Source organism: Leptolyngbya sp. GGD (genome assembly GCF_026735145.1).
GTDB classification, from domain to species: domain Bacteria; phylum Cyanobacteriota; class Cyanobacteriia; order Leptolyngbyales; family Leptolyngbyaceae; genus Leptolyngbya; species Leptolyngbya boryana.
The window spans coordinates 13,834-26,718 of sequence record NZ_JAPQKE010000007.1 but is presented as its reverse complement, the minus strand read 5'-3'; the positions used below and the strand labels follow the sequence as shown (position 1 = coordinate 26,718).

Genomic DNA, 12,885 nt, shown 5'->3' with positions numbered 1-12,885 from the left:
GGAAAATTGAATTAATATCCAGATAACACTATTGAGGTGGTGAGTATGCGATCGCGCTTGAAATCTCAAACGACTCCTCAATCCACCTTGACTGCCACTTCAAGCCGATCGCTTCAGCATCGAGTAACACCTCGACACGGTACCGCTTTTGATCGACCGCCAATATTGCATGAGGCACTCAACTTGTCGGTTCCTTCTACCCATCATCTGTTAATTCAGCCGAAGCTAATGATTGGTGCAGTGGGAGATAAGTATGAGCAAGAAGCCGATCGCGTGGCAGCGCAAGTCGTTAATCACATCAATGCCCCTCAAGCGTCTCAACCTGGGGAAACCATTCAACGCCGACCCACCGATGAGGACGACGACGACAGGTTGCAAATGAAGCCTTTATTCCAAAGCCCATCCGCAGGCATACCCGCAACACCGGAGTTGGCAGCAGGAATTGGGCGATCGCGGGGTGGTGGAATGCCTCTGACTGAAACGATTCGTAAACCAATGGAACAGGCTTTTGAGGCAGATTTTAGTCGAGTGAAAGTCCACACCGATGCCAGAGCGGATCAGTTGAATCGATCAATTCACGCTAGAGCCTTTACAACCCAACAGGACATCTTCTTTCGCCAGGGAGAATATCAACCAGGGAACCGCAGCGGCCAGGAGTTGATTGCGCATGAGCTAACCCATGTGGTGCAAAAAAGCGGAAATCCATTCACAGCAGTCATTCAAAGAGCGCCATTTCCCAATGAAGAAGCGAAGTTTAGAACCGATAATGGAGACCCGAATATCGCCAATTCCGAGTATTTGATAGACCCACACGGATATACAAGGTATGCCCCAATCAACAAGTATCGACTACCCAGCCAAGTGTTTCACAGCGGCAAGAGAACGTTCATGTATTTCAGAAGTTATGAAGCAGCGGTAGGATTTAACCGCTACTTCAGCAAGAGAACGGTTATAGGTGAAAAGGTTGGGAATGACATCCAATTCCAATACTTCAGTTTGACCCACGACACATGGCTGCCGATTCCAGAAGCATTCTGGGCAAAGTGGAGCCCGGCTGAAAAAATGACCGTGTTTGACTGTGATATGGATGACGATGGAAACATACAGCAAAGGGGTTCACATTTTGGTCATCCGGTTGAAGATTTGAATGTGAAACTACCAAACTTAGATACACCCACTCGGCTCAAGGAATTGCGGAAACTACAGGAGTGGTTAGATCAGATTATCGCAACTGGGCAATTAGGCGCAGACTTAAGCAGTGGCCCATTTACGGAACAGCAATTGTTTAACGCATGGGAGCGAGCACACCGTACAAAAAACGTTACTCAAGTCGAGTGGCAGACTTATCTGAAATACGTCGATTATATTAATGCCCTATTTGGGGCTTTAGAAGGAGAATTACGAGAGAACTGGCAGTTTTGGGGAATGAACAGATGAGCGATCGCGCGATCGGCAAAAACCCATCATCAACACCTGCTCTACCGCTCATCCAACTTGCAATGGGTAGAGATGATGCCGTTGGGATTAGCTACCTATAAAGCTAGTGGCTCTGAAGAGTTTTGCGGTGACATCGCCTCCAAATTGGAAGCAGGCATATCCGACGAAAGCCCATTGCCCTCGGAAGTTTCGCTCAACACTTCTTCTAACACCTGAATTGCCCCACTAATACGCAGCAAGGTTTGACGTAAATTAGTTTGTTTGGTCTCTAACTCCGCCAATATCTTTTGTCCTTCCTCAAATTCGGATTTGAGTAATTGAAGTCGATGTTGAAGCTTTTCTTGCATCTTGTCTTTTAGCTCTTTTACCAAAAAGCGGTATGGATAATTAGAAACAATTAGGCTCCGAAAACTAGAACCTGTAAACGTCGATTATGATAGTTACCCTGCTGGGGAGCATACTCGCCTACGGCACCATAAGGATCATCCAATGCAGGATTATTAACAATTTCAGGTAAACTCGTTCGAAATTCCACTCTGACTCTATGGCTTCCCTTAGTAAGTTGACCAAACCAAAGATCAGAAACTCCCCAATAGTTGGTATCTCCACATATAGTCCTTGAAACCTCATCATCATTAACCTTAAGTCGGGTAACGATGTACTTTCCTCCCCCAGGCATACTTATTTGATAAAAGACAACAATAGCAGCATCTGCAGATAAAACAAGATTCTTTTCTAAATCAGGGAATAACTGCCAGATGCCACGTCCATTAATTTTATCTTGCTCGGATTGGAGTGTTACTTGCCTTATTGGAAAATCTGATGGTACATTACGCAGTCTCGTTTCTTTTGCTTTAATCCCGGCTTCGGTGTAAATCTGAGTTGCATATCCTTGGGCTTTGATAATTCCTACAACATCCAATTTTGCTTGTGGATTTGCTGTGCCAATACCGACATTGCCATCACTTTGAACCGTTAATCGCCAATCCTTGTTAGCATAGAAGCCAATTTTATTGGTGCTGTGACCTCCAACAAATCGATCAGAACCAACCATAAGACCACCATCATTATTGCCCGACTGCAAGCGACCATTGACAAGCAAATCAATGTTTTGCCCCCCCCCACCTTGCACTTCTAGTTTTGCTTGAGGGGTATTTGTGCCAACTCCAACATTGCCCTTAACAATCAGCCCATCAGTAGGAGAAGCGTTGCCGGAGGCATAATCAGCACCGATCGCCACTCCCCCCCCCACTGATAACCTACTTTTCGGATTTGTTGTACCAATACCAACATTACCATCACCATTTAAGGTTAGAGTATGCTGTCTGCCCAAATCCTGGGATTCTTGAGTTGTATTCCAAATGTAAAAATCAAGTGCATTCTCAGTGTTATCTTTTCTGCTATGCCGAGTTCGAACTAAATGACGCCACATTCCTGTATCACCCGCGCCAAACATCACTTGATTTAATTCATTCAGCAACGTTGATACTTCTGATTGAGCTGTGCCATCGTGATTATTACCTGAGTAGTCCTTAACAATACGGTCTTTATTTACATCAAGATAAGAAGCTACTAAGTCAGGAGAATTTGGCAACATCCCATTCATCTCTGCTCGAACTTGAGCATCGCTCAACTCTATTTTCCAGATACGTAAATTGGCTAGTAATCCTACGTAGAGACCCAAAGGCGTAAATGAGGAGGCTGAGGCAAAACTACCTCCGAGCATTACCGCTGCAACCTCTGATAAAGGATTGTTATTTCCAGTGGCTGAGGAAATTAAAGGGGTCCCATCTCTATAGATTTTCATTGTTCCATTTTTAGCATGTTTAGTAAATGCCCAGTGAGTCCACTTCCCTCGACAGTCGGATGGATACGGGTAGTTTAGTCGGTCAAAATCATTGCTGCCGACACCACAGTCAAAATAGACTTGACCCTCATAAGGCAGGTGAATGTTTAAAACTCTTTGACTAGAAGCGTTTAGCGCATAAATGACTGTAACTTGGCTGTTTGATGGATTATTACTTTTGGCCCAAAAGCAAATGGTGATTTCATTTCCTGTAGGAATACTCTTTACATCTAGCCTGATATAAGAATTAGCTGTTCCAGTAAACTCCATTGCAGTCCTGAAATTGGAACCTCTAACTTGTAAAACACCGTTCACATCGAGCTTTGCACTTGGTTTTGTTAGTCCAACACCTATATCGCCATTTACTGCTAGAGCAGCAGTTTGATCTTTGTCGTTATACCCGATCGCCGCTTTACCACCAGTCACGACGAGTTTCTGTTCGGGAGCAATTTCCCCAATACCTACACTGCCATTGATTGTTAAAGCAGCGGTTGGACTAGGGTCGTTATAACCGATCGCCACTTTACCGTTAGTCATTACAACTTTCTGCTCTGGAGCCGTTCCTCCGATTTCAACCTTACGTGCGACGTAAAGACTTTGATCGATCGTTAAATCCCCAGTCATGGTGTCGCCTGCTTTGTTGAGCAGCCCAGAAGTGATGGGTTTGAAGAGCGATCGCCAATCAGCTAAGACCGAGAACTTTCCGTCTTTTCGCTCCAACAATGCCAGACTACAGTAGTAGTGTTGGACGCCGTGGGCACATTGGGCTTCAGGTGACCATTCAATGCTTTCTGTTAGAGCACGAGATGGAATCAACCAATAATCCCCTGTTTTATAGAGTTTGCCTGATTCAAACTGGACAGTGATGCTTTGTTCTAGTTCATAGGGTTTATTAAAACTCTCATCGATTCCGATTTCCTGACTGCAATCCCAGCGACGGACGATCGTGAGATCACTCCAGTTTTCAGGAGGTTGAGTATCAGGAGTCTTCCAGCCAACGGTTAAGCGATTGCCCTGCACTCGCTCTACTGTTGCCAGGATTCCGGGCTTTCCATTCAACGGCAAATCTGCATTACTAAACTCAACTAACGCACCCAATGGAAACGCTAACTCAGCGTCACGTCCAGCATTCTTAATGATGAAGTCTCGGTCAGTACTTGCTTCTACCTGGGCTGCGATCGCCCCATTATCCCGTGACCATTTAAAGCTCACTTTAGCGGTCGATTTAGTTTTACTACCTTCGTTACCCTGATGAATTTCGACGCGGTAAAGCTGGTTTTCTGTAACCGCTCCAGAAGTCGCTTTGACGGTTAATTTTCCCTCACTTATCGCGGCTTCTCCCTCGGGTTGGCAATCAGAACTCACATAATCACTTCTGTTGAAAGTGTCTTTATCTTTATTTTTATTTGTATTTGTATTTTTATCTTCTAACTTACAAAATTTAACCTGCCAAACATTCTTGACTCGTGTGGTCGTATCTGCTCCTCCCAGTGCAATATCTCGTATAGTAGGGGCTTCCAAAGATGTGATGTGATGTTGCCATACATCTAAATAAACTAAGTATTTTCCATCTGCTTCTTCTTTAGATAAGAAGTCCTCAATTTTGGCATTGGGGAAATCTGGTTGGTTTGTAAAGGTAACATCGACCTCTGCTGAATGATTCTCAAACAGCATTCCCTCAATATAGAAGCGGCCTTGACCAATCTTCAAATTCGTCCCTTTATCAATGACTGAAATTGCAAATCCCGCATTGTCTTCGGGGGCACCGCTTTGCCCGATAAAATCAGTAATTTCTGTTTCAGTGCGATAGGCTGAAATATCGAGTTGCTCGTTCCAATCAGCATCAAGTTGTACCCGCCCCTGCTGCATTAAGACGCGGCTATAACGATTTTTAGAGTCGAACGTAAACCGGGAAAAGTCGCCTTTCATAATTACCTCAAGCTGCAAGTCGTGAATCAAGTGATATAAAAAATGCCAATATCTAAACCAGACGGAACATACTCTTCTAAGTTGAGCTGTAAATAAGCTCGACGCTGCGGCTGATGCAGCAGATGAAAAACACCCATTTCAGAGCCATCATCGGCTCCCGTAGAAATTTCCTGAGCGCAATGCTGGCTGAGTTGAGCATAACCCGGTTCTCCATAAGTGACAGAAGTAAAGCGGGGAATAGGTTGTAAGAGGCGATCGCGATCATTGCTCGAGGTTTCTTGGGCTGGTTGATGCAGCCACAGATCAGGCTGACAGCGATAGCGAGGGGGAGTAGCAGAATCACTGGGAATATAACTGAAGCGAATTCCTCCGGAATATTGGCGTTGTACAGTGACAGGGGCTGTAAAAATGACGTTTGAGGCGAGCGGCAATTCACCCAGATTCACCTGCCCAAAGACCGTTGTTCGTTCTAATGTAGTCACTGGTCCCGAAGTACCAGCTTCATCGGCTGCAATAGCAAAAGTATTGGCTTTTTCAGCGATCGTCGTGGCATCAGGACGGCTATCCACAATGCTGTCTTGAATGGTCAGAATAGCTCGTTGATCGGGCAAGCGCAAAGGTCCCACAATGCTGTAGGCAATGGTCGCTTGTAAGTTGACATTTTGATCCGCCTCAATGCCTCCAAGCACTGTGCAATGAATTAGGGTTAGGTTCAGGTTCCCGCGAATGATAAGGCTACCCTTTAGCAAAAAACCATTCAAGATCAGGCTTGCCCCCGCCTCCGCAGCTTCAATCACAATCTGAGGGGATTGGATCGCAGGACGATTTCCATCGGCGGATTCTAGAGTCAGTTGACTGGATGCAGGCAGCGTTATCGTCCTACTGCCATAAACACCGTTATCTAAAATCTGAATAACACCCTTGGATTTTGCTGAAGTTCGCCAGTCTGCCAAAACACGCTCAAGACTGTTGTTCACTGCGACTGTCTGCAACCAGTCTGAGTCAGCCAGGTTTGCCAGAGTTTGCTGGCGATCATAGGGACCTCCCCCCAGATCACTACTAAACCCATAGCAGTAGCTCACGGATAGCGCAGTGTCTTGATCAGAGTCTGGAAGCACTAAACGTCCCCGTTCAACATCGATCGCCACTTGCCCAGCTTCAAGTGCCGGTCGTTGCCAGTCTTCTAAGCGCAAGCTAACTAACTGGTTAGGTAACACCGCTCGTCCATTTCTAGTGATATTGAAACTGCGATCGGGACCATAAAAGTTGCTGTTGGGCGGTTGTTGGTTCAGTTCTTTGTATCGCGCGGTGTACTCCTTTAAGTCTGCTGCGAGTGTTTCAACGCTAAGGGGACAGGGCAAATGAATGACCTCAGTTCGTTGAGTGATATCGGTCTTAGTTTGGGGACGGTTGAATAGGGGCATATCCCTTTTCAAAGGATGAACGGTGTAGCACCCCTCACTCACATAGGCGGCAGGACTGTTTCTAATTGGATAGCTTTGCAGTCGCCAAACAAACAGTCCTAAATTCAAAACGTTCGACTGACCTTGAATTGAGTATTGCGAGGTAATACGGCGGACATCAACTGTATGAGATGCAGCATCAAACGGTGAATTTAACTGGTCTAATACCGATTTGTTACGAATATCCAATGTTCTACCTTTGTCAGCGCGAACATGATTGACTGGCTGAGTCACACTCACGCCTTCAAACCCTTCCACAACTTTAGAGCGCCAATTCGCGACATCCATCGTAATGTTCTCTAAAATCGCAGGTGTTCCCTTACGGCGACGATAGGCGATCGTATTTGCCACATAGGATCGATGACTTAAGCGAGTGCTTTCCTGATCACTGAGATTGCTAACACCTAACAAATCAGCAATGTACGGAACAACCCACTCCTCACAGGTTTCGATAAACCAATTTTCGTAAAGTCCTTCAATATCGGCTTCGATCGCTTGCAGTTCAGTTTCCATCACCGCAAGCAGCGCGCGCAGTGGCTCTCCTTCAGCCGCATCTCGCTGACGATAAATAGCAGGTAGAAGGTGATAAAGGCGTTCTGCACTTGGCTGATTCATGTCCACTCCTCCAACACAGTTCCTTGTTCAGTGGAGTTTAACAACAAGATTTGAGCAGGCTTTGCTTTTCCATCTTCCCAACGCCCTAACCCGGCTACAAGGAATGATTCGAGTGAATTAGACTGACTAGCCTGTGTCGTCTGATTAGTTCGATTAGGAGGACTCAGATAGAGGGCATCCAAATCTACAGCCACAACTCCTTCTACAGCTTGAATGATTTGAATGACTTGGGACGCTGCTACGCCCTGACCGAATTCCCGCTGGCGAAAGCTAAACGCATGACTTAATGCTTGTTGAATTTGAGGCTTTACAGTCTCAAATCGATAGCGATCGCCGACCAATACCTTAGCTTTTAAGTGAAACTTTCCGTCGTCTGGATCGTAAGAGGTTACTTGCACTGACTGGAGGGCGTTACCCGCAGCCACGATCGCATCTCGCAAGTGATTGCACAAATCCTCAGGAGCAGCTTTGCCATTCTCATCTGCAACTGTGATGTAAATTTGTCGCATCTCCCCTGTCCAAATTAGGGAAGCCTGAGCTTTACCAATTCCTGCAAAACTCCGCGCGAAGTTTTCAAAATCGCGTAGAGACACGACATGATTCAGGGTAAGAACCGTACGGGGCGCGTTCTTGCGAACCATATCAAAGGAATCGCGATCGGCGGCTCCTCCAGCAGAAAGTGGATTTGTCACGTCTCGAATGCCTAAAGGACGATTCTGAAGCAAGATGAGCGATCCAGCTTTGACTTCACCTACATGACCAATGCCACTGCGATAGGTAGCACGCACATTCTCCTGACCACTAGGTAAGCGGGCACCCCGAATCCCATCTCCAAAAATGATCTGAGTTTGTCCTTGCTCATCAGTCTGCATGATATAACACTGGCTGCGGGCATCCTGATTATGCAGAGATTGAACTTGTTGCCAGAGTACCTGATTGACGTAGACCTTGAGCGTACTTTGAATTCCTGTCCCTGTTGTAGACGAAATGTAGGTCAATGGTGGCTTTTTCAATCTAAACTGCTGGTTTGCTTTAGTTCCATCACCACTCCCGAGCACTTCATCTGCGATCGTTTCTCCATGTGTTGCAAAAACAACATTGGCATAGATTTTTAGGGCGGAAGGCTCATATTCAGCCGCTTCTAGAGGTTCTTTCAAAATGAGCACCGTATGACCATCAGTATCTTTATACAGATCTTCAACAGTTGCAACTTTATTCTTGATGCCAGAGTCATTACTACCACTGATAATAATTAATTGCCCCAGCTTGAGAGGAGGACTAGCACGATCAAGCGCGATCGTTGTTTTTCCGTCCTTTTCCTCAATTCGATGTTCAAGTTCAACTTCTTGAAAAAGCTCTAACTTCTCACTTTGTATAAAAACAGTCGTTTGGCGCACTTTAAACTCTTGTTCCTGAACGCTTGAATCAACTTCAAGTCTAGTGACTTGACTTTCCAAACCAAATTCAGAATGAAAAATAATAGAGCTATTAAGGACTTTACAAAGTTTAGTTCTAAATTGAGGTTTAGTAGTATCACTGGGTGAATTCTCATCAGTATTATTTGACAACTCAGGTTGACTTAGAAGGAGCCAACTTTCTGATAAAACTCTTGGATAAACAGCATTCAGATTGATTTTCGTCCCTTCAACATGGGGATTAGTTCTAATATCCTCCGGTCGAATGAGACTAAATTTTTTTTTGTCTAAGGCAGGATTAAAGGGAGCGTCAACAATCAGGTCTGCATCATTCACTGCAACAATTCTTCTCGCTTGATTGTTTTCAGTAAAAACAATGTCACCTTCCTTAAGCTGGGCTTTAAACTGGGTATTGTTTCCAGTAACGGTGCCCCGTCCTGCTGAACCTGTTCCACTGGAAATCGTACCTTCACCGGGAATCATTATGTAACTTGATTGAGGTGCATTGTAGCCAAATAGAGAAGCTCTCTGGCGCAATACAAACACTTCAGGATTAGCAGGAGGATCTGCCTGAAGATTAGTAGAAGGAGTTAGGGAGTCCAAATTCCAGGTAATTTGCGTGTAGTTGGCTTGCAAATCTGGTTCAACTTCTGTGACTGCCCCCACATACCAGTTATTGTTCGCTGCAGTTTTCCTCCGTTCATCTCCAACAATCAGAATGACGTCACCTGGCTGAAGCAGTGTATTTGTCCCCTGTAGCTTTAGCTGAGATGTATCTTGTTTAATGGTTGTCTTAGCAGGCTCCTTCTGGTGTAGATAGGGAATGAGGCAGTTCCACTCTGCTCGCGCCTCGAAATCGCTTACAGTTTCAAAGGTCTGAGGTTGTTCTCCAGGTTGGGTTGGGATACTTTGTACCTGCGTTCCTTGAGGGACTAAAATAGCCGGTTCTGCTCCGGGGGAATCTTCTACAGTGAAAACAAGTGGAGTGCTGGCGGCAACTCCTGGTCGCAGTTCATAACCGATCGCCTTTGACAATTCCAAGATCGAACGATCCTCGATCGCCGTGCGCAGATAACCCTCATTCGCAATCCGTTCCTGATAAAAACTCAGCACATCGGCAACTACTGCCCAGCTATCCAGTAGTGCAATCGCAGGATCATCGCGATCGTGAATAAATAGAGCCTGCAGAGGACGAGTTGGAGGAGTCGTTTCAGATCCCGGAATTTCTTGCTGATGCAGGCGAGAAAGTAAACGCTGCAATATCGTGGCATGAGTTCCATAGCGATAGGCGATCGCGCTTTTCCCAGGAGCGTTGTTATGAACTTCGGGGACTTCAGCCGAACTAAACTCTGGAGGGTCGGTGATCATAAGCCCCCCTGTAAGTGAAATGTAATTCTGCCATTGTTTGGTGCACTTGCCGTATTATCTAAACGGGCAATTTCGAGTGAATTGATGGGAATTTTGCCATTTTCAAGTTCACCTTGAGACGCAGAGCCCCACCGCTGAAATTTAAGTGATACGGACGGGTCTCCCTGCCTTGGAAGATAAACTCCCGCAACTCCCGGAACTTGCATGGCAGCTTGCACAACCTGACTAAAGTAAACCGATTGACCAAAGGTAAAGCGATCAGGATGGAAAAAGCCCTGCTGACCATTTGGTAAATCGGCGTTACTAAACGCTTCCAACAAAGATTGTTTAACGGTACTCGCAAAGTATCCGACTGCCACTTTTACCGTTAAAGCAATATCAATGGGTACATATTGAGGCGCAACAATTTTCAAGTCATAGCCCGCCAATCGATAGCGTTCTAGGTAATTCAGTAAGGTTTGTTGAAATGCCGGATCGATCGGTTGATTGCCTCGTCGTTTCACTGCCACAAATGCCGTATACCAGCTCCCCGTCCAACGCAGGACAGCAGACGCTTGTTGTACCTGCGGATGACGCTCCGCCATCGATTTGTAGTCATCGGCGGTGATGCAACGTTGTTGCTCAGTGCGAAAGACCTGTGGTGCATAAAGGCGCACCTGTTCGATATTCTCTGGGTCGGTGCCGCCTTGTGCGGGTAGTGGATTTCGTACCTGGATAATTTGTTTGTGGATGTTGAGGGAATCGGCATCGACTGGAATCAGATGCGTGATCGCGTCCTGCCCCACATTTCCACGCGTACCATTACCCACTCGGTAGGTTGCAGATAAATGAGCAGTTTGTTTGGGTTGCTTACCCCGTACTCCATCACCGAACCGGAGGTAGGCAAATCCATCACTTTCGGTTTCTACCACAAAGTCACAAGCAAAGCGATCACTACTCAAAAGATCGCGCCGTGCCCACCAGGTTTCCTCATTTTCGTAAAGGTTAATCATGGGGATGGCATTCCGTGGATCTTGTACCAGCGCACTGCTAGCGGGTTGAGTTTGAGCCTGGGCGTGGTCATAGGGCACCGCATGAGTCAACTCGGCTTGCTGAAGGCGTGGACGATACCGTTGACGCTCGGGGACAGGAGGCAGTGGCTCCTCTACAATTCGCCGTCCATGTTCAGTCAGGACAATATTTCCACGGGCAACACTGATGGCTCTCAGTATCTGATTGCCTTGCCGTCGCGAAATGAAGAGGGGAAAGGGAAGCGCATCCGCTGTACTCCACTCAATCTGAGTTAATTGTCCGGGAGATCGCAGAGGATCAATTCTATCCTCATCGTCAACAGCAACATTGGTCAGGCGAATGGGATGACGATAGTTGATATTGGCATCTTCAGCTTGGCCTGTGGTAGGGCTGAGTACTTCCTCTAAAATCAATACATCGCCCACTTTCAAATTTGAAAAACCATTCTGTAAGACTGCGCTGATAGTCCCTTTGGGCAAATAAAATTCTTCTAACCCCCAATCATAAAAAAGCATCTGGTTATGAGTTTGCACTAGATCGATCGCGTGCAACGTCTCAAACATTTGTAATTGAGGTTTGAGCGCCTGATAGACTGACCGTGGAAGAGTTGGTTCAGTCGACTCCGTTTTAGTCGCTAGGAGCACTCCGGGGGGTAAGGAAGCTTTCTGATCACCCCGAATCTGAATTTGCACCCAGGCGCGGGCATTGCACCCTTCGTGCATGCGGTAATCGATCAATTGAGCGTGACGTTTGACCGAAATGCGTTGTCGGGCAGTGCCTAAATAGGCTTCGGTAGCAACGGCATCCTGGTAGTAGCTGAGGCGATCGCCTGCATAGGCTAATACTTCCACTAGAGCGGTACCTAAATCGGCTGGATGGTGTTCTCTCCAATCCGGCATCAACACCGATAGCCGATCAAGCATCAGTTGCCGGAAACTACCATAGTCTCGCGCCAAGTAATCAATTTCGAGTTCCAGCGGCGGCTTGGGTAATCGGCGAGGTAGCGCAACAGAGTCAAATTCGCTGATGCGATCGGTGCCCAGAGAAAATGTCGCCTGGGCAAAAAAGCGATCGAGGTTGGGAACATTAATCAGTTCCAGTGTATACAGCGAGGAGCTATCTGCCACATTGAGATCGCGGGACGATGGATTGGTTAGATTAATCCTAAGTACATTGCCACTGACCTGAAGCTCAGCATCAGATAGGTTAAAATCTAAGAGAGTTGTGCTGATGCCCGACGTGATTCTGATATTTTCAGGCTTGATGTTAGCAGGGACAACTGTTTTTTCAATGCCCTGAGCTGCAGGAATAAAGTGCAACAAGAGTTGTGACAGATTGAAGTCAACTTCAATAAAATCCAGCCCAGTCAGCTTGGTGTGTTGACTGATGGCAGTGCGCCGCTGTTTACGCGATGTTTCATCCAGTTGAAACTCATTCATCCCACCTGGCTCCGTTCAAACTGGGCAACCTGTCGCTCTTGATTGCGGCGCACAATGTACTGCACCATTACCCTCACTGTAGAGCCTTTGCTTTCCACCTGGATTGCTTCTACCAAAATCAAATCACCTAACCACTGCTGTAAGGCTCCCTGCACTAAAAACTGCGCCGCCGCAGCTAGCTCATCACTATTAGGCGCAAAGACAAGCTGCATCAATCCAGTGCCAAAAGCGGGACGATTCACTCGCTCACCCGGCATTGTGAACAGAAGTTGTTCAATCAGCTGATGAATATGATCATCAGGATTGGATTGCGCAACGCGATGGTGGCGATCGATTTGAAATGGATAAGCAATATTGGTCAT

General features: G+C 46.4%; 7 protein-coding genes. 1 reads left to right on the top strand and 6 read right to left on the bottom strand.

Translation table 11 applies throughout. The annotated features are described in order from the left end of the window. Positions 1-45: 45 nt before the first annotated feature. Positions 46-1,437, top strand: a complete 1,392-nt coding sequence (locus OU814_RS24675; protein WP_268242386.1) for an eCIS core domain-containing protein — start codon at positions 46-48, stop codon at positions 1,435-1,437. A 95-nt stretch (positions 1,438-1,532) separates the two neighbouring features. Here the strand turns inward: OU814_RS24675 and OU814_RS24670 are convergent, their stop codons facing one another. The 6 genes from OU814_RS24670 to OU814_RS24645 are packed head-to-tail and all read right to left on the bottom strand — an operon-like array spanning position 1,533 to position 12,885. Continuing rightward, a complete protein-coding gene (locus OU814_RS24670) occupies positions 1,533-1,784 on the bottom strand; it encodes a hypothetical protein (protein WP_268242385.1) in 252 nt (83 codons plus the stop codon). Positions 1,785-1,834: 50 nt separating this feature from the next. Beyond that, positions 1,835-5,212 (bottom strand): DUF6519 domain-containing protein, encoded by a 3,378-nt coding sequence (locus OU814_RS24665; protein WP_268242384.1) that lies wholly within the window; start codon positions 5,210-5,212, stop codon positions 1,835-1,837. A gap of 26 nt (positions 5,213-5,238) precedes the next feature. Then, the gene (locus OU814_RS24660) at positions 5,239-7,290 is read right to left on the bottom strand and encodes a phage tail protein (RefSeq protein ID WP_268242383.1); all 2,052 of its coding nucleotides are present in this window, start codon (positions 7,288-7,290) and stop codon (positions 5,239-5,241) included. Continuing rightward, positions 7,287-10,073 (bottom strand): putative baseplate assembly protein, encoded by a 2,787-nt coding sequence (locus OU814_RS24655; RefSeq protein ID WP_268242382.1) that lies wholly within the window; start codon positions 10,071-10,073, stop codon positions 7,287-7,289. Before OU814_RS24655 ends, OU814_RS24660 begins: the two co-directional genes overlap by 4 nt. Next, positions 10,070-12,523, bottom strand: a complete 2,454-nt coding sequence (locus tag OU814_RS24650; RefSeq protein WP_268242381.1) for a putative baseplate assembly protein — start codon at positions 12,521-12,523, stop codon at positions 10,070-10,072. Before OU814_RS24650 ends, OU814_RS24655 begins: the two co-directional genes overlap by 4 nt. Next, the gene (locus tag OU814_RS24645; protein ID WP_268242380.1) at positions 12,520-12,885 is read right to left on the bottom strand and encodes a GPW/gp25 family protein; all 366 of its coding nucleotides are present in this window, start codon (positions 12,883-12,885) and stop codon (positions 12,520-12,522) included. Before OU814_RS24645 ends, OU814_RS24650 begins: the two co-directional genes overlap by 4 nt.